Genomic DNA, 17,227 nt, shown 5'->3' with positions numbered 1-17,227 from the left:
GGCGACTCGCAAGCCGGGTTGATCAGGGACAGCGGTGAACATCCGCTGCGTTTGCAACAGGTCGTTGAGACCCACTCCGGGATGCTTCCTCAGTCCCGGACCCTGGAAGGTCGGAGTCATGCAGGCGAAAGGCAAAGCGCCGAAGGTTCCGATCGCCGCCGCGAGGCGGGAGCCGGTTGCAGACATTCCCGAGGGGAGCGAGCCGCAAGGCTCCGTCACCAGGCCCGTAAGGGCAGACGTTTGGAACAGACCAATGGCGGTATTCGTACTCGACAAACAGAAACATCCGCTGATGCCGTGCACGGAGAAACGCGCGCGGCTGTTGCTGGAGCGCGGACGCGCGGTGGTGGTGCGTCTGGCCCCCTTCACCCTTCGGCTGAAGGATCGAATCGGCGGCGCGGTTCAACCACTGCGCTTGAAGCTCGATCCGGGCAGTCGCGTCACGGGGCTGGCCATCGTTCGCGAATCCGAGACCGGCGATGCGGACACGGGCGCGGTCGAGCGCTTGGAGCATGGGCTGTGGCTTGGGGAACTGGCGCATCGCGGTCAGGCGATCCGGGAGGCGCTGACGCTGCGGCGTCACTATCGCCGAGCACGCCGGTCTCGGAAGACCCGCTACCGGGCGCCGCGTTTTCTGAATCGCCCCCGCCGTGAGGGCTGGTTGCCGCCGTCGTTACAGCATCGGCTCGACACGACGCTCAACTGGGTGGCGCGGCTGCGCCGGCTCGCCCCGATCACCGCCCTCAGTCAGGAACTGGTGCGTTTCGATACCCAGGCGCTCCAGAACCCGGAGATCTCCGGTGTGGAGTACCAACAGGGCGAACTGGCGGGCTACGAAGTGCGTGAATACCTGCTGGAGACATGGCACCGCACCTGCGCCTATTGTGGCGCGACGCACGTACCGCTGGAGATCGAGCACATCGTTCCACGCGCGCGGGGCGGCTCGGATCGGGTCTCGAACCTGACGCTCGCCTGCCGAGCCTGCAATCAGCGCAAGGCGAACCAGTCCATCGAGGACTTTCTGAAACGCCAACCGGCGCTCCTGCACCGGATCCAAGCCCAGGCCCAAGCGCCGCTTCAGGACGCCGCCGCCGTCAATGCCACGCGCTGGGCGCTGTTGAACGCGCTCCAGACCACGGGCCTCGCGGTCGAGACCGGCTCGGGCGGACGCACCAAGTTCAATCGCACGCGCCTGGACATCCCCAAAACCCATGCCCTCGATGCCGCCTGTGTCGGCGCCGTCGATCAGGTGCGCGACTGGAACCGCCCGGTCCTGGCCATCCGCGCCACCGGGCGCGGCGCTTACCGCCGCACGCGCACGTTCAACAACGGCTTCCCGCGCGGCTATCTGATGCGCCACAAGCGCGTCCACGGCTTCCAGACCGGCGATTGGGTGCGCGCCGAGGTGCCTAAGGGCAAGAAGGCCGGCGTGCATGTCGGGCGCGTGGCGGTGCGCCAAACGGGATCGTTCAACATCCAGGCCCAGGGCGGAACCGTTCAGGGGGTTTCTTACCGCCATTGCCGCGTCCTCCAGCGCGCTGACGGCTATGGCTACGCCTTCCAACCTAAACCAGATGCGGAGAAGGCGAGACGGGCGGCCTGACGGCGCTACGCGCCGCGCGCTATCCCTCCCCGCCCGGAAGGACGGGGTTTCTCGCGCAAGACTGATGAACACACGACCGGAACACCCGAACGACGACCGGCTGATACTCAGCGGCGATCTGACCATCTACACGGTGGCCGAGACGCTGAATCGGCTGCGCCCGCATCTGGGCGAGCACCCCACCGGCGAGCTCGATCTCTCCGGGATCACGGAGCTGGATGGCGCCGGGATCCAGCTCCTGCTCTGGCTGCGCGAGACGGCGCGCCTGCGGGGGATCACGCTGCGACTGAGCGCCCATGGGTCGGTGGTGGACGAGGTGCTGGACCTGCTCCAGCTCGGCGACCTGTTCGATCCCGGTTCCGCCGACGCGGCGGTGGGAGACGAGGCATGAATCTGGACAGCGCCCGTCAGTCCTTTCTGGCCGAGGTGGCCGAGCTACTGCAATCCATGGAGGACGCGCTACTGGCCCTGGAGGACGATCCCGATGATCCGGAGTCGCTCAACGCGGTCTTCCGGGCCATGCACACCATCAAGGGAACAGGCGGTGTGTTCGGTTATGAGGCCATCGTCGAGTTCACCCATACCGTCGAGACCCTGATGGATCGGGTCCGCTCGGGCCAGGTGCCCCTGACACGCCCCCTGATCGCGACCCTGCTCGAATGTCGCGACCACACCGCGCGGCTCGTCGATGCCATCGTCGCAGCGTCCGTGCCGGACGGCCCGCTCGATCCCGATCTGGCGCGCGCGGGCGAGTCGCTGCTGGCGCGGCTTGGACGGTCGGGTGACGCCGATCAGGACGCGGCCGCCGTTGCGCGCTCCGAGCCGGACGCCAAGTATCTGCCGGTCGTCAGCGATCTCTGGATGATCACGCTCAGATTCAAGCGCGACACCTTTCGCGACGGTATCGATCCGCTGTCCTTCCTGCGTTATCTCGGTTCCCTGGGCGAGCTGGTGCATGTGACCACCCGGCTCGATCCCGAGGCCAGACACGCCGACGACTTCGATCCCGAGAGCTGCTATCTTCAGTTCGGCATCGGTTTTCGCGGCGAGGTCGACAAGCCGACACTCGCCGGGGTGTTCGAGTTCGCCGATCAGGACTGCGAGATCCGTATCCTGGAGCCGGACACGGCGCACTCGAAATATCTGGAGCTGCTCGCCGCCGTACCCGACGAGCAGGTGGGCTGGATCGGCGATCTGCTGTTGCGCATCGGCGCTCTGACCCGGAGCGAGCTCGATCGTGCCCTGGAGACGCAGGCGGTCGAGGCGCGCGGTTCCACCGAAGGCGACACCAAGGCGCACAAGCGCCGTGTCGGCGAGATCCTGGTCGAGCAGGGATCGATCAAACCGGCGGTGGTCGAACAGGCGGCCCGCACGCAGGAGGCCGCGCGCGCCCGGCGTCAAGAGGAGACGCGTTTCATCCGTGTCGACGCCCAGCGGCTCGGGCATCTGATCGACCTGATCGGCGAGCTGGTCACGAGCAGCGCCGCCATCCGCGTCCTGGTCAAGCGCGCCGGGATCGAGGATATGAACGAGGTGGTCGACGGCGTCGACTATCTGGTCGCCGAGATCCGCGACAACGCGCTGCAACTGCGCATGGTGCCGATCGGCGAGTCGCTCTCGCGCTTCAAGCGCGTGGTGCGCGACGCCAGTCGCGAACTCGGCAAGGAGATCGAACTGGTCATCACCGGCGGCGAGACCGAACTCGACAAGACGGTGGTCGAGAAGATGATCGACCCGTTGACTCATCTGATCCGCAACGCCGTCGACCACGGCATCGAGACGCCCGAGGTGCGCCGCGCACGCGGCAAGCCGGCCCAGGGCACGGTGCGCATCAACGCCTATCACGACTCGGGGCACATCGTGGTCGAGATCGCCGACGACGGTGCCGGACTCAACGTCGAGCGTATTCGCGCCAAGGCCGAGGCGGCGGGACTCGTCAAGCCCGAGGACGTGCTGACGCGCGAGGAGACGCTGCGCCTGATCTTCGCGCCAGGGCTGTCGACCAAGGAGCAGGCGACCAACCTGTCGGGACGCGGCGTGGGCATGGACGTGGTGCGACGCAACATCGAGGCGCTGCGCGGCACGGTCGAACTCGACAGCCGTCTGGGGGAGGGCACCCAGGTCACGATCGTACTGCCGTTGACCCTGGCCATCATTGACGGCTTCCTGGTCGGCGCCGGGCCGGATCAGTATGTCATCCCGCTCGCTCAGGTCGCCGAGTGTGTCGAGATGGACGCCGAGCGCAGCGCGCGGCAACAGGGCGAGCACTACATCAATCTGCGCGGTGAGGTGCTGCCGTTCATTCGTCTGACCGACCTTTTTGAAAATGCCGGGATCCAACAGGGGCCGCGGCGCGAGAGTCTGGTGGTGGTGCGTTTCGGGCATCACAAGATGGGGCTGGTGGTGGACACGCTGCTCGGTGAGCTGCAAACCGTCATCAAGCCGCTTGGCAAGGTCTTCGAACGACTGCGCGGCGTAGCCGGCGCGACCATCCTGGGCACGGGCGACATTGCGCTCATCCTGGATGTCGCCGAGCTGGCCGCCATCGCCGAGGGACAGCGCGCGGGCGCCGGCAAGCGTTCGGCCGTCGCCTGAGCCAAAGTGAGCCGTAAGAGACGCTATCGATTCAAGTCGTATTGGGAGAATGCACATGTTTCGTTCCATGACCATGGCCAAAAAGCTCATCCTGGGGTTCACGGCGATCCTGACCCTGCTCGTGATCGTTGGCGTCCTGTCCTATTTCACTATCAACGGCGCCTCGACGGGCTTTGCCTCCTATCGCGAGAAGGCGGTCCGTGCCAACCGCATGGGCGAGATGCAGGCGGCCATGCTCATGGGGCGGATGGAGGTCAAGGATTACATCAAGACCCACGCCGACCAGAGCGTGAAGCAATTCGAGCAGTACCTGGCAACGACCGATGCCATCCTCAAGGAACTGCAAAGCATCGTCCGAGACCCCGATCGCAAGGCCAAGATCGATACCTCAGCGACCAATATCGCGACTTATAGCCAGACCTTCGAGCAGGTCGTGTCCATGACCCATGAGAGCGACAAACTCGCCAACGACGTGCTCGAAGTCAACGGTCCAGCCATCGAACAGAGCTTGACCAAGATCCTTGAGGGCGCCAACCAGTCCGGCGACACCGAGGCCGTGCTCAAGTCGGCGCGCGGTCTGCGCAATCTGCTGCTGGCGCGCCTCTATGTGCGTCGTTTCCTCAGCGAAAACGCTCAAGCGGACGTGGATCGCGTCAACCGGGAATGGACGGAACTCGGCCAACAGATGGAGGCGATGGACGCCGGCCTCCAGGATCCACAGCGGCGCGCCCTGCTCGCCGAGAGCATGCGCCTCCAGGCCGACTACAAGAGCGCCTTCGACCGCGTGGTCGGTCTCATCGAGGAACGCAATCGGCTCATCGAGGAGACCCTGAATGTCCTCGGACCCAAGTTCGCGGCCGACATCGATGCGATCAAACTCTCCTACAAGGGTGAACAGGACATCATCGGACCTCAGGTTCAGGCCACCAACGATCGCGGAATCCTGCTGATCTCGGTGCTGTCGCTGATCGCGCTCCTGGCCGGTCTCCTGATCGCCTGGCTCATCATTCGCGGCGTCATGGCCCAGTTGGGCAAGGATCCCGGCGTCATCGCCGATATCACCAAACAGGTCGCCGCCGGCAATCTGGCCATCGAGTTCGATCAGACCAATCTGCGCGGCGTCTACAAAGACATGTATGCCATGGTCGAGCGGCTGCGCCAGATCGTGGGTGAAGTGCGAGTCGGGGCCGATAACCTGTCCTCGGCCTCCAGCGAAGTCAGCTCCACGGCGCAGGCGCTCAGTCAGGGGGCGACCGAGCAGGCCGCGAGTGTGGAAGAGACCACGGCCAGCATCGAACAGTTGAACGCCTCGGTGCAGCAGAACACCGAGAACGCCCGCGTGACCAACGGCATGGCCAAGAGCTCGGCCGAGGAAGCGCGGCGCGGCGGCGAGGCCGTGGCGCGCACCGTGGCGGCGATGAAGGAGATCGCCAGCAAGATCGGGCTGATCGAGGACATCGCCTACAAGACCAATCTGCTGGCCCTCAACGCGGCGATCGAGGCCGCACGGGCCGGCGAGCACGGCAAGGGCTTCACGGTGGTCGCGGCCGAGGTGCGCAAGCTGGCCGAGAACAGCGGCGTGACGGCGCAGGAGATCAACAAGTTGGCCACCAGCAGTGTGGCCATCGCCGAGGAGGCCGGAAAGCTGCTGGAACAGATGGTGCCCAACATCGTCAAGACCGCCGATCTGGTCGAGGAGATCACGGCGGCCTCCGGCGAGCAGGCGGCCGGAATCGGTCAGATCAACGAGGCGATGAGCCAGCTCGACAAGGCCACCCAGCAGAACGCCTCGTCTTCGGAAGAACTGGCGGCGACGGCCGAGGAACTCAGCGGTCAGGCCAGTCAGTTGCAGGAGACCATGGCGTTCTTCCGCACCGGATCGAGCGGATCACGGACCAAGAGCCGCGTGCGCGCCCCGGCACCTGTGGCGAGCCGCGTGCGCGAGGCGGAGGGCACGGTGGATCTCGACGACTTCGACCACAAGGACTTCGAGCGTTTCTGAGGAGGTTCATATGGGCGAGTTGGTGTTGAGCAACCGGACGGGGGCGGCGACGCACAGCGAGGCCGGCGACGAATTCACCCAGTATCTGACCTTCGCCGTGTCCGACGAGCGTCTGGCCATGTCGATCGACGCGGTCAAGGAGATCATCGAGACGCCGGCCATCACCCGTGTCCCCATGACCCCGGACTATATCCGCGGCATCATCAATCTGCGCGGCAGCGTGGTGCCCGTGATCGATCTCGGCGCGCGGCTGGGACGCGGGCCGATCACCCTGACCAAGCGCAGTTGCATCGTGCTGGTGGAGGTGCATGTCGGCGACGAGGCGCATGTGCTCGGGATGCTGGTCGACGAGGTCAAGAACATCCTGGAGATCGCCTGCGAGGACATCAAGCCGCCGCCCGAGTTCGGATCGGAGATCCGCATCGACTTCATCGAGGCGATGGGACGGGTCGAGGATGTCTTCGTCATCATCCTCAGCGTCGATCATGTGCTGTCCATGCAGGAACTGGCGGCGTTGCGCCGGCTCAGTCATGAGGCGGCCGGCGGGGGAGCGGATGGGGCGTCTTGAAGGACAGCTCGCGCGGGACGCGGCCCGTGCGGATGCGCTGCGCCCACCGGACGTCATACCGCTCAAGGAGCGCGAATTCGAGCGTTTCCGTCACTTCATCCACGAGCGGGCCGGCATCAGTCTGGCGCCGCACAAGCGACAGATGGTCAGCGCGCGCCTCCAGCGGCGGCTGCACCATCTGGGGCTGCACAGTTTCGATGCCTATCTCGACCGTGTCTTCGAGCCGGACCAGGACCAGGAACGTCAGCATCTGGTCGATCTTCTGACCACCAACGAGACCTATTTCTATCGCGAGCCGGCGCATTTCGAATATCTGCGCGAGCAGGTACTCCCGACCTACCACGGCCTGGGGTTGCGGCTCTGGAGCGCGGCCTGTTCCACGGGCGAGGAGGTCTATACCCTGGCCATGGTGCTGGCCGATGCACTGGGACCGGGCGACTGGCACATCCTGGGGACCGATATCAGCCAGCGGGTGCTGGAGCAGGCGCGTCAGGGGGTCTATCCGCTCGAACGCGCCCGGCATCTGCCGCGCCCCTGGCTGGAACGCTACTGTCTCAAGGGTGTGCGCGCGCAGGCCGGCAATCTGCTGATCGATCCCAAGCTCAAGTCGCGGGTGACGCTGAAACAGCACAATCTGCTGCAACCGCGCCGCGACGGCGAGTCGTTCGACATCATCTTTCTGCGCAACGTGCTGATCTATTTCGATCCGCCGACCAAACAGCGCGTCATCGACCGATTGTTCGCGTCGCTGCGTCCCGGTGGTCTGCTGTTCATCAGTCATGTCGAGTCGCTGCACGGGCTCGACACCCCGCTCATCATGATCCGCCCCTCGATCTTTCAGCGCCCGAGCACGCAGCGAGGCGCACCATGAATGCAGCGGCGATCCCGGCGAAAGCGATCAAGCGCCATCTGGTGCGCCCCGGCGAACACATGACCACCGACGAGCCGATGATCCTGACGACCCTGTTGGGATCCTGCGTCTCGGTCTGTCTGTTCGATCCAGTGGCGCAAGTGATGGGAATGAATCATTTTCTGCTGCCGATGCGCAATCCGGCCAGCCGCGAGCCGGTGCTGGCCACGGATGCCGGACGCTATGGGGTCTGGGCGATGGAGATGCTCGTCAACGGGCTGCTCAAGCGTGGCGCGCGACGCGAACGTCTCCGGGCCAAGGCGTTCGGCGGGGCCAATGTCCTGCGCGAGGACACGGATACGCGGCCGGATCGCTTCAACATCGGCGCGTCCAACGTGGCCTTCGTGCGTCAGTTCCTCGAACACGATGGTATTCCGCTGGTGGCGCAGGATCTCGGTGGACTGCATGGGCGCCAGATCCATTTCTACGGCGGGGATTATTCGGTGTTTCTGCGCCGGATTCAGCGCGCCGGCGTCGAGCGTATCCTGAACGACGAGCAGCGCTATCTACAGAACGCCATCGCCGCCAGACAGCGTGGCGTTCCGGCCGATTTCTTCTGACGCGCGCTCCAACGGGCGGATCGTGGTGCGCCCATCCGGCTGGAACGCGATTGAATGGACGGTGTTGGGATGACTGTGAAGGTCTTGATCGTGGACGACTCGGCGGTCGTCCGCCAGGTGCTCACCGAGCAGCTCGCCGGCATCGCCGGCATCACGGTCATGGGCGCGGCACGCGACCCGCTGTTTGCGCGCAAACTGCTGGAGACGCAGTGGCCCGACGTCATCGTGCTCGACATCGAGATGCCGCGCATGGATGGTCTGACCTTCCTGCGTCAGCTCATGGCCGAGCGCCCGACGCCGGTCATCATCTGCTCGACCCTGACCGAGCAGGGCGCCGAGATCACCATGCAGGCGATGAGCGCCGGGGCGGTCGACATCATCGCCAAGCCCAAGATCGGGCTGCGCCAGTTCCTGGAAGAATCCAGGACGCTGCTCGGCGATGCCATCAAGGCGGCCGGCCATGCGCGCATGGAGCGCGTCTCGGCCGGCTCGCGCGCCAGGCCGATCATGACACCGACCCAGAAACTCCCGGCTGATGTGGTGCTGGCCGAGCGTGCGGCCGCGCCGATCGCCGGCATGACCGAGCGCGTAGTCGCCATCGGCACCTCGACCGGCGGCACCCAGGCGCTCGAATACGTGCTCACCCGACTGCCGCGCACCGCCCCCGGACTCGTCATCGTCCAGCACATGCCGGGGCAGTTCACGGCCGCCTTCGCCGCGCGACTCGATCAGCTCTGCCAGATCGAGGTGCGCGAGGCGCGCAACGGCGACCGTGTCCTCCCCGGACTGGCCCTGATCGCGCCCGGCACCGACCATCTGCTGCTGCGCCGCAGCGGTGCCCAGTATCGGGTCGAGGTCAAGGGCGGGCCGCTGGTCAGCCGGCATCGTCCCTCGGTCGACGTGCTCTTTCGCTCCACGGCCCAGGCGGCCGGTTCCAACGCGGTCGGCATCATCATGACCGGCATGGGCGACGACGGCGCGCGCGGTCTGCTGGAGATGCATCAGACCGGCGCCCTGACCATCGCCCAGGACGAGCAGACCTGCGTCGTCTATGGCATGCCCAAGGAGGCGGTCAAGCTCGGCGGCGTGGATGCCGTGGTCGGGCTGCCGCGCATCCCCGAGCTCGTCACGCAGGCCCCGACACGTCTGGCCTACAAGCGTCTGCATGGGGCATCCGTGCCCGGATGATCGCCTCTCGCGATCAGACCTTGAAGTGCCCCACCAGCTCCTGCAACTCGGCGGCGAGCCGCGCGAGCTGATCCGAGGCCTCGGTGGTCTGGAGCGCGGCCTGGGCATTGCCCTCGGCGGCATCCGAGATGCGGGTGACGTTGTGATTCATCTCCTCGGCCACCGCGCTCTGCTCCTCGGCCGAGCTGGCGACCTGGGTGTTGACGTCGTTGAGCGTGGTGACGGCGCTCATGATGGCATCGAGCGACTGCTCGGCCTCCAGAGCGCGGTTGCGACTGTCATCGGCATGCTTGCGGCTGTCCTCCATCACCGCCACCGCCCGGCGGCTGGCCTGCTGGAGACGCTCGATCATGGCCTGGATCTCCTGGGTGGAGGTCTGGGTCCGGTTGGCCAGTGAGCGCACCTCGTCGGCGACCACCGCGAAACCCCGGCCGGCCTCGCCCGCGCGTGCGGCCTCGATGGCGGCGTTGAGCGCCAGCAGATTGGTCTGTTCGGCCACGCCCCGGATCACGTCCAGGATCTTACCGATCTCCTGACTGTCCTGGCCCAGATCGCGAATGACCGACGAGGCGTTCTGGATCTCCTGGGCCAGCTGCTCGATGCGCGACATGGTGCCATAGACCACGTCCTTGCCCGAGGTGGCGGCCTCGTGGGCGACGCGCGTGGTATCGGCGCCGTGCTGGGCGCTGCGTGCGACTTCCTGGGCCGTGGCGCTCATCTCGTTCATGGCCGAGGCGAGCTGGTCGACCTCGTGGCGCTGCTGGCTGATGCCGGCATTGGTCTGCTCGGTGGCGCTTGCCAGGTTCTGCGCCGCGTGGGCGAGCTGCCGGGTGGAGTCGAGGATGCGGGCGATGAGATCGCGGAAGTTGTCCATCATGGCGTTGAAGGCCAGGCTGGCTTGGCCGATCTCGTCGCGCCCCTGGATCGGGAGCCGGCGACTGAGATCGCCATCGCCCTTGGCGATGCCGTCGAGTCCCAGGGTCATCTGCTGGAGCGGACGGGTGACGAAACCCCGCGTGAAGAAGTAGAGAAAGAGCAGGACCGGCAGGCTCAGGATCGCGGCGATGGCGAAGATCTTGATTGCAAAGACATCGACTGCGTGATTGACCGCCTGGAGATCGATCCGCATGCTGACCGCGCCGAGCACCGAGTCGCGTGGCGCGAGCGCATGGCAGCTCGTGCAGTTCTTGCCGAGATAGTTCTCGCGGGCGAAGGCCGCCGTCACGGCGCGCAGTGTCTGGCCATCCTCCGAGAGTTCGAGATAGGGTTCGCCCGTTTCCAGCACCCGGCGCTCGATGTCGTCGCGCGGCTGCTCGTGCTCGGTGCCTGGACCGAATTGCTTGGAGACGTTCTCGCCGCGCAGCACGCGCAGATCCTCGACGTTCTCCAGCTCGACGATCTGATCGAGGAACGCGGCGCGCTGACTGATGGTTCCCGTGATCATCAGGGTCGTCAGTCCGGCCAGGGTCATTTCGTGCAGGGTGCTGGTGAAGGCTGTGGCCTGGTCGATGGCCGTCTGGCGCTGCTCGCTCGCGGCCCAGATGATGAGTCCGGTCCAGGCCGGGAGCAGGATGAGCCACATGGCGCCTACGAGGCGTACCCAGATCGGTAGATCATTGATTCGTCGCATCAGCGTTCTCACTTATCGTTGTTCTTGCGTCAAGATGTCTCTGGGTCGGACGATAGACGCCGCACAGTCGTGCGCGGAGCTCCAGAATCCTGGTTGCAGTCTAGTTCAGTAAAGCCCCGGCGCGTCTCCCGATCACGCCTGTTGAGCCTGAGCGCGTGCCGACTGAAAATAGCGTGGCGTCCTGGTATAAGCATCCACGCAAACCACTCACGGGCCAAGAGGCCCCCATCGACGATCGGCATCATGTCACTGGATCCAGATTGCCTGGCCCGGCTCAAACTGCGGCAAGCGCCATTCGACACCCTCACCAGTGAGGATTTTCTCTACAGCGACCCCTTGCTGGAAAGCCTGGTCGAGACCGCCGCGCGCGCGCTCGCCGCACCGGGGGCTGTCGTCGTCCTGGCCGGCCCGGACGGTTCCGGTCGCAGCATCCAGCTGATGCGGCTGCTCGGTGCGCTCGATGGACAGTATGAACTGATCGCCTTCCGCAGTCGGCCGAACATTCCCTTCGATGCGGTCGATGTCACCATTCGCGCCCATCTGCGCAACGGTGGATTCGACAATCCTAACCGCTCCGTCGCCGATCTGCTGGCCGAGCGTGCACGCGCGCAGGCGCGGCTGGTGCTGGCGATCGACGATGCGCATCTGCTCGGCGGCGAGGGGCTGGTCAAGCTGGTGCGCTTGCGCGCGACCGTCCTGGAAGCGGGCGGGCAGGGGCTGCGGCTGATCCTCGTGGGTGATCCGTCCCTGAGTCGCGGGCGACTGCCCTTGCCCGATCTGCTCGACGACTCGCAGGTGGTGCGTCTGAATCTGCGACCCTTCAATCTCGAACAGGCGGGCGCCTATCTGCGTCATCGTCTGCGGGTCGCGGGTCTGGACGATCCGGACAGCCTGCTGAGCCGGGGCGACATCGCGGTGTTGCAGGGCAGTGCCAAGGGATTGCCGGCCGCGCTCAATGTCCAGGCCAATGCCTGGCTGGCGCGTCGCTGCAAGAGCCTGGAGGGTGGACTCGGCTCGTCACTGAGCCGACGCTCGACAGCCGCGAGCGCCGCACCAGCGGCGGCGAGTGCCGCCCCGGCGCGCGCCACCGCGCCTCCGCCCGCTCCCGAGCCGTTGGATGACTCCCAGGATCAAGCCGAGGAGTTCCTGGATCTCGAACCCGATACCTATGAGCCGTCCGTGCCGCCGCCCCCCAAGGAACCACAGCTCTCAGACTTCCTGGTCGGCGGTGAGGTGCCCACTGCGCTGGCTCAGAGCGAGTTCGAGCAGATCCTCCAGCGCGTGCGTCAGCATCAGCCCTGGGAGACCGCCGCGGCCGCGGCGCCCGAACCCAAGGCCGCCACGCGCGAGGAGATCAAGGCCACGGCACCCAAGACCAGGACGCCGTACTGGAACCGTCCCTGGTTCATTCCGGTCATCCTGGTCGTCGTACTCGCCGCCATCGCCGCGCCCGTGGTCTTGCAGCTCGTGATGGACGCCAAACCCTCGGCGTCGCTGGAACGATCGAAGCCGGTCTCTCAGGTGCCGTCCGGTCAGTCTGAGGCGGCCGATACCGAGGAGCCTCGGCCCGCCGCTCCTGAGACGGCTTCGACGCCGAATCGGCCGGAGCCGGTGACGGCGGCCGCCACCGAGCCGCCGCCGGCGTCGCCCCTGGATACCCCCGAGGGTATCGCGCCGGAACCCCGTGACGCACCGGACGATCAGGACTCGTCCGCCGAGCCGGTGCCCGTTGCAGACGTCCCCCGTGACGAATGGGCCGAGGATCTCGCCTGGCTGATGCGTCAGGATCCAGAACGCTTCACCATCCAGCTCGTGGCGGCGCGTGATCTTCAGACTGCACGTGGCGTGCTCGATCCGCAGGCCCTGGAAGGCATCCGCTATGTCCAGACCCGCTCCTATGTGATCGCCGTGCTCGGGAGTTTCCCGAGCCGGACCCAGGCGGCGCGTGAGCTGCCGGCCCTGCCGGCGCCCGTGCGTGACAACGGCCCCTGGATTCGCACCATCGGCTCGATTCGCGACAGTCTGCCCTGAATGAACCGATACCCAGTTCACGGAATCGGTCTTTTGCCATCCGCTTTCGGCGTGCGTATCGACTAGACTACCAGGGGAAACCCCTGGATCGAGGTCGCCTCCCGTTGGAGATCCATTCAATCATCCGGTCTTCGTCAGCGTCGCCGATGCGTCGATTCGACGAGGCACGCGAGATGTCCGCGTCCGGCTCCCAGGCCGCGGCGGCGCTCGCGCGTGACGAACCGGTCGAGGATCCACGCGCCATCGAGGAAACGAGCCGGATCGAGGCCGAGCGTGCGACCGGGGAGGACGACCCGACGGCCGCAAAGGGGGTGAATGGAGAGACGCTCTCGGACGAGGATCAGCTTCTCGTCGAGCAGCTCAAGCAGCGCGATGCCGAAGTCCGCGCCCACGAACAGGCGCATGTCTCCGCCGGTGGTGGTCATATCACCAGTGGTCCGAGTTATTCCTACCAAAGCGGCCCGGATGGCAGACGCTATGCCATCGGCGGCGAGGTCGGGATCGACACCTCAATGAAAGCGGGCGACCCCGATGGCAATCTCGCAAAGTCCCGCGCCATCATTCGTGCCGCCATGGCACCCGCCGAACCCTCGTCTCAGGACGTACGTGTCGCCGCTTCGGCCCGGGCGATGGAGTCACAGGCGTTGCAGGAGATCCGGGAGCTTCAGGTCAAGGAATACGAGCAGGTGATGAGCACCACCGGCTCGACCGACCGCTCCCCGACGTCCACTGGAGCGACAACGGCGCAAACCGCCTCGACAGCAGAGAACGGGGAGGCCGGATCAGAGTCAGCGGCACCGCAGAATCCGGGGGTTTCGAGCGGACAGGCACGTCTGGCACAGCGCATTGCGGCCCTGTTCTCCGCGCCGGTCGAGACGGGTTTGAGCCAACTGGCCTGAGCCGAGCAGGCGGCTGTGGCGAGTGGGGGTCAGGCTAGGCCGTGATGTTGATATTGCGGCCGATGTGATCGGGGAGTGCTTGCGAGGACGCTGTCGTCTCGGTGACGCTCTGAATCATCTGCTCGGCCGAATCGGCCTGCATCTCGTTGGCCTTGTTCAGCATGGCGAGACTGGTGTTCGTATCAGTCTTGTTGCTGGAGGGCGTATAGGTGTAACCGGCTAGGCCCGATGTTGATGAGACGTCCATCGTTTGACCTCGTGCTGTTCGAGTGATCGATCCAGGATTGCAGTCGCTCGGATCGGCGTTTCCGAGCGTCCGAATGGATGAAGTATCAATGACATGATAGAACAGATCCTTGGCGCTATTTGGGATTCATGCCTCATTTCCGAGGATTGGACGGCCATCGTCCGATCCGGGTTCCCCGATCATCGGTGATGTTTCGCTCAAGTTTCGTGTCCAGGCGTCGTTAACCGACGTGTACCCGCGCGTAGGCTTCACATGAGGTGAATGGCTGACCGACGATGAACGACAACAACGAAAAACGTCAGCATCCGCGCCTTCCGGTCGAGGTCGAGGTCGAGCTCCATCGCTCCGGTCGGTCCATGTGTCTGGTGTGGACCGATGACCTGAGCAATGGCGGCGTGTCGCTGATGATGAACGGTCATGGCGATTGGCCGCCGATTGGGGCCAGGGTACAGATACGGGTCTCGTGTCCATTGGGTGGAGACGATGAATCGCCCTTGGTCGATGCCATCGTGGTACGTCACACCGAAGCGGGGATCGCCGTTCGCTTCGACGAGACGCCGACGCGCGAATGAAGTCGGCACGAGATTCCAGGTAAGGCGAATTCCAGTGAGGTCAAGGCGATGTTAGTGACAGTCTCGTCCAATGCCACGCTCGCGCTGTCCACGACCCGGACCGCGACCCGGGGCGATGCGACGCGCAACGATGACGAGGTGCGCGTGATCACGTCAACTCCGGCACCGATCCCAACCCGTGTCGGCCAGACCGATTCCGGTTCCGAGAGACTGAGCCTCTCGGAACAGATCAGGGAACAGTTGGAGCAGGATCAGGATTATCAGATCCTGCGCCGTGCCTTCGCGCTCGATGTCGACGAGTTGAAAGCGGTGAGGCCGGGGCAGACCGCCGAAACGGCATCCAGAGGCCAGCTCGATGCGTCGGCCGTGCAGTCCGCCTCATGGGCCGAGTCCTTTGAACTCCAGGCCGTCTCCACCCAACGCTTCGAGATCTCCGTGCGGGCGGGCGAGGCGGCGTTCATGGTGTCGATGGTCGGCGCGAACACCCGGCGGCTCGAACTCAACATCAGTGCCGCAGAAAACATGCAGATCCAGACCGCCGATCCACTGGTACTCGACCTCGGCGGACAGGGCATCACGACCACGGGGGTCGCTGCCGGTGTCGACTTCGACCTCAACGGTGATGGTCGGCTCGAACGCATGAGCACGGTGACTGGAGACTCCTGGTTCCTGGCGCTCGACTGGAACGCCAATGGCCGCATCGACGATGGTCGCGAACTCTTCGGCGATCAGAACGGCGCCGAACACGGGTTCGCCGAGCTGGCGCGTCACGACACCAATGGCGATGCGCGCATCGACGCTCAGGACGCGGTCTTCGAGCATCTGCGTCTGGTGCAGTTGGGAGCCGACGGCTCGCAGACCAGTCGTACCCTCGACGAGGCCGGGGTCACGGCGATCGAACTCGGACATCGGAACGTCCATCGGGCCATCGATGCCTACGATCATGTGGCCCAGACCGGGCGCTTCATCCACACCGATGGTCGCCAGGGCGAAGCGGCCGACGTGATGCTCGGCTATAACGATCTGGCGTGAATCCACGACGACCCGGCGCCTGTCCAGCCCATGCCGCGCCGTAAAAACGACGAACGGGTCGTCCAGGCATGTCGGAAGGCGTGTCGATGCTGCTAGACTAGAGTCCAGTGCCGTCTGATCCCTTTGTCCAAGGAATCTACCCGTTATGCAGCAGACACCCGAGACACTGGAGGTGTTTTCGATCCTGGCCGAGATCGAGTTGACACGCGATCTCAGTGAAGAAGATCGAGGCCGGCTCGCCGAGCAGTGCCGGATCGAGGAACATTCGCTCAAGCACCGTATGCGGCTGACCGAACTGAAGCCGGACCGACTCTTCCTGGTCGATGGGCATGTCGCGCGTCTCGAGAATGGCGTCATCGAGCGCCACCAGGCGTTTCAGGGACTCAGTGAGCCAGTCGACCTCATGGGCGATACCCTGGCGCCCGATGCCTGTCTCGTGACCGAAACCCCCTGTGTGTTCCTGCGGATTCCCGCCGCCGCGTTCGACGCCGTGCGCTCCAGTGGCACCGAGGTCAGCGACATCGAACTGGATCCGGCCGAGGGCGAATTCCTGGCCGAACTCTATCATCTGATCAACAACAATCAGCTCGTGCTGCCGGCGCGCCCCGAAGTGGCGCTCAAGATCCAGGAGATGACCAACGATCCGGACGCCGGCATCGATGCCCTGACCGAGATCATCCAGCGCGACGGCACCATCGCCGGCGCTCTGCTGCATGCCACCAACAGCCCGCTGTTCCGCGCCACCAAGGAGATCAAGACCATTCGCGAGGCGGTGCTGCGTCTGGGATTCCGCAACACCCGGATGCTGGCTGTGAATCTGGCCCTGCGTCAGGCTTTTCATGCCAAGAACGACGTCACGCGCGCGGCGATACAGGAGTCCTGGACCGAGAGTGTGCTCTGCTCGGCCTATGGCTACGTGATTGCCGAGGTCGCTCATCATCTCGACCGCGAACGTGCGCTGCTCGCCGGACTCGTGGCCGGGATCGGCGCCGTGCCCATCATCCAGTTCATCGAGGCGCGCGGACAGGAACAGAGTCTGTCCAGAGTCCAGTCGCTCGTCGCCAAGCTGGCGAGCATCACGGGCGTGCTGGTGATCAACTACTGGGGGCTGGGGGACGATCTGGTGGCGGTCGCCGAGCACTATGGCGAATGGGGCTATCGCGCTTGCGAACCGGACTATGCCAGCATCGCCATCATTGCACGCTGGGCGGCCATGCAGAGCGAGGGCCGCGAGGTTCCGGAGGCCGGTACGGTGCCGGCGTTCACGGTGCTGGGTCTGACGCCGCCGGCTGCGGGCGAACCGATCGCCGAGCTGGCCGGCAGCGAGCAGATGCTCGACAATCTGAAGTCCATGTTCAATCTGTGACGGATCGCGTCACTGTCGGCGTGT

Annotated in this window: 15 protein-coding genes; 13 read left to right on the top strand and 2 right to left on the bottom strand. The window is 65.3% G+C overall.

The window, feature by feature from the left end:
• Positions 1 to 253 precede the first annotated feature (253 nt).
• From iscB to ALVIN_RS07790, 8 genes are all read left to right on the top strand, one after another.
• Positions 254 to 1,603, top strand: coding sequence for an RNA-guided endonuclease IscB (gene iscB / locus ALVIN_RS07825; RefSeq protein WP_012970788.1), 1,350 nt, complete (start codon positions 254 to 256; stop codon positions 1,601 to 1,603).
• A gap of 64 nt (positions 1,604 to 1,667) precedes the next feature.
• Positions 1,668 to 1,994 (top strand): STAS domain-containing protein, encoded by a 327-nt coding sequence (locus tag ALVIN_RS07820; RefSeq protein WP_012970787.1) that lies wholly within the window; start codon positions 1,668 to 1,670, stop codon positions 1,992 to 1,994.
• Positions 1,991 to 4,198, top strand: coding sequence for a chemotaxis protein CheA (locus tag ALVIN_RS07815; RefSeq protein ID WP_012970786.1), 2,208 nt, complete (start codon positions 1,991 to 1,993; stop codon positions 4,196 to 4,198). Before ALVIN_RS07820 ends, ALVIN_RS07815 begins: the two co-directional genes overlap by 4 nt.
• Positions 4,199 to 4,253: 55 nt before the next feature.
• A complete protein-coding gene (locus ALVIN_RS07810; protein ID WP_012970785.1) occupies positions 4,254 to 6,200 on the top strand; it encodes a HAMP domain-containing methyl-accepting chemotaxis protein in 1,947 nt (648 codons plus the stop codon).
• A gap of 10 nt (positions 6,201 to 6,210) precedes the next feature.
• Positions 6,211 to 6,768, top strand: coding sequence for a chemotaxis protein CheW (locus tag ALVIN_RS07805; protein ID WP_012970784.1), 558 nt, complete (start codon positions 6,211 to 6,213; stop codon positions 6,766 to 6,768).
• Positions 6,755 to 7,639, top strand: coding sequence for a CheR family methyltransferase (locus tag ALVIN_RS07800; protein ID WP_012970783.1), 885 nt, complete (start codon positions 6,755 to 6,757; stop codon positions 7,637 to 7,639). The genes ALVIN_RS07805 and ALVIN_RS07800 overlap by 14 nt, the downstream gene beginning before the upstream one ends.
• Positions 7,636 to 8,238: a chemotaxis protein CheD gene (locus ALVIN_RS07795; protein WP_012970782.1), complete on the top strand. Its 603-nt coding sequence runs from the start codon at positions 7,636 to 7,638 to the stop codon at positions 8,236 to 8,238. The genes ALVIN_RS07800 and ALVIN_RS07795 overlap by 4 nt, the downstream gene beginning before the upstream one ends.
• A 69-nt stretch (positions 8,239 to 8,307) precedes the next feature.
• On the top strand, positions 8,308 to 9,426 hold the full coding sequence (locus ALVIN_RS07790) for a protein-glutamate methylesterase/protein-glutamine glutaminase (RefSeq protein WP_012970781.1): 1,119 nt from the start codon (positions 8,308 to 8,310) through the stop codon (positions 9,424 to 9,426).
• Between the two features lie 13 nt (positions 9,427 to 9,439).
• Here the strand turns inward: ALVIN_RS07790 and ALVIN_RS07785 are convergent, their stop codons facing one another.
• Positions 9,440 to 11,056, bottom strand: coding sequence for a methyl-accepting chemotaxis protein (locus ALVIN_RS07785; RefSeq protein WP_012970780.1), 1,617 nt, complete (start codon positions 11,054 to 11,056; stop codon positions 9,440 to 9,442).
• A 243-nt stretch (positions 11,057 to 11,299) separates the two neighbouring features.
• On the opposite strand from ALVIN_RS07785, the gene ALVIN_RS07780 reads away from it, so the two are divergent.
• Together ALVIN_RS07780 and ALVIN_RS07775 are read left to right on the top strand one after the other, a co-directional pair.
• A complete protein-coding gene (locus ALVIN_RS07780; protein ID WP_012970779.1) occupies positions 11,300 to 13,087 on the top strand; it encodes an AAA family ATPase in 1,788 nt (595 codons plus the stop codon).
• Positions 13,088 to 13,260: 173 nt separating this feature from the next.
• Positions 13,261 to 13,986 carry a putative metalloprotease CJM1_0395 family protein gene (locus ALVIN_RS07775; RefSeq protein ID WP_012970778.1) on the top strand — a complete coding sequence of 242 codons (726 nt, stop codon included), beginning with the start codon at positions 13,261 to 13,263 and terminating at the stop codon, positions 13,984 to 13,986.
• A 34-nt stretch (positions 13,987 to 14,020) separates the two neighbouring features.
• Here the strand turns inward: ALVIN_RS07775 and ALVIN_RS07770 are convergent, their stop codons facing one another.
• Positions 14,021 to 14,233 carry a YjfB family protein gene (locus tag ALVIN_RS07770; protein ID WP_012970777.1) on the bottom strand — a complete coding sequence of 71 codons (213 nt, stop codon included), beginning with the start codon at positions 14,231 to 14,233 and terminating at the stop codon, positions 14,021 to 14,023.
• A 275-nt stretch (positions 14,234 to 14,508) separates the two neighbouring features.
• Between ALVIN_RS07770 and ALVIN_RS07765 the strand changes: the two genes are divergently transcribed.
• The 3 genes from ALVIN_RS07765 to ALVIN_RS07755 all read left to right on the top strand — a co-directional run bounded on the left by ALVIN_RS07765 (position 14,509) and on the right by ALVIN_RS07755 (position 17,203).
• Entirely contained in the window at positions 14,509 to 14,805 is a 297-nt protein-coding gene (locus ALVIN_RS07765) for a PilZ domain-containing protein (RefSeq protein ID WP_012970776.1), read from the top strand.
• Between the two features lie 48 nt (positions 14,806 to 14,853).
• Positions 14,854 to 15,837, top strand: a complete 984-nt coding sequence (locus ALVIN_RS07760; RefSeq protein WP_012970775.1) for a hypothetical protein — start codon at positions 14,854 to 14,856, stop codon at positions 15,835 to 15,837.
• 145 nt (positions 15,838 to 15,982) lie between these two features.
• On the top strand, positions 15,983 to 17,203 hold the full coding sequence (locus ALVIN_RS07755; RefSeq protein ID WP_012970774.1) for an HDOD domain-containing protein: 1,221 nt from the start codon (positions 15,983 to 15,985) through the stop codon (positions 17,201 to 17,203).
• The last annotated feature ends 24 nt before the right edge of the window (positions 17,204 to 17,227 follow it).

The organism is Allochromatium vinosum DSM 180 (assembly GCF_000025485.1).
Lineage (GTDB): Bacteria > Pseudomonadota > Gammaproteobacteria > Chromatiales > Chromatiaceae > Thermochromatium > Thermochromatium vinosum.
The sequence above is the reverse complement of the archived record's forward strand: the minus strand, read 5'-3'. Positions and strand labels throughout refer to the sequence as shown.

Excerpts from the sequence above, each read along its gene's own strand:
- iscB (WP_012970788.1), top strand. The coding sequence starts at position 254 with ATGGCGGTATTCGTACTCGACAAACAGAAACATCCGCTGATGCCGTGC.
- ALVIN_RS07820 (WP_012970787.1), top strand. The coding sequence starts at position 1,668 with ATGAACACACGACCGGAACACCCGAACGACGACCGGCTGATACTCAGC.
- ALVIN_RS07815 (WP_012970786.1), top strand. The coding sequence starts at position 1,991 with ATGAATCTGGACAGCGCCCGTCAGTCCTTTCTGGCCGAGGTGGCCGAG.
- ALVIN_RS07810 (WP_012970785.1), top strand. The coding sequence starts at position 4,254 with ATGTTTCGTTCCATGACCATGGCCAAAAAGCTCATCCTGGGGTTCACG.
- ALVIN_RS07805 (WP_012970784.1), top strand. The coding sequence starts at position 6,211 with ATGGGCGAGTTGGTGTTGAGCAACCGGACGGGGGCGGCGACGCACAGC.
- ALVIN_RS07800 (WP_012970783.1), top strand. The coding sequence starts at position 6,755 with ATGGGGCGTCTTGAAGGACAGCTCGCGCGGGACGCGGCCCGTGCGGAT.
- ALVIN_RS07795 (WP_012970782.1), top strand. The coding sequence starts at position 7,636 with ATGAATGCAGCGGCGATCCCGGCGAAAGCGATCAAGCGCCATCTGGTG.
- ALVIN_RS07790 (WP_012970781.1), top strand. The coding sequence starts at position 8,308 with ATGACTGTGAAGGTCTTGATCGTGGACGACTCGGCGGTCGTCCGCCAG.
- ALVIN_RS07785 (WP_012970780.1), bottom strand. The coding sequence starts at position 11,056 with ATGCGACGAATCAATGATCTACCGATCTGGGTACGCCTCGTAGGCGCC.
- ALVIN_RS07780 (WP_012970779.1), top strand. The coding sequence starts at position 11,300 with ATGTCACTGGATCCAGATTGCCTGGCCCGGCTCAAACTGCGGCAAGCG.
- ALVIN_RS07775 (WP_012970778.1), top strand. The coding sequence starts at position 13,261 with ATGTCCGCGTCCGGCTCCCAGGCCGCGGCGGCGCTCGCGCGTGACGAA.
- ALVIN_RS07770 (WP_012970777.1), bottom strand. The coding sequence starts at position 14,233 with ATGGACGTCTCATCAACATCGGGCCTAGCCGGTTACACCTATACGCCC.
- ALVIN_RS07765 (WP_012970776.1), top strand. The coding sequence starts at position 14,509 with ATGAACGACAACAACGAAAAACGTCAGCATCCGCGCCTTCCGGTCGAG.
- ALVIN_RS07760 (WP_012970775.1), top strand. The coding sequence starts at position 14,854 with ATGTTAGTGACAGTCTCGTCCAATGCCACGCTCGCGCTGTCCACGACC.
- ALVIN_RS07755 (WP_012970774.1), top strand. The coding sequence starts at position 15,983 with ATGCAGCAGACACCCGAGACACTGGAGGTGTTTTCGATCCTGGCCGAG.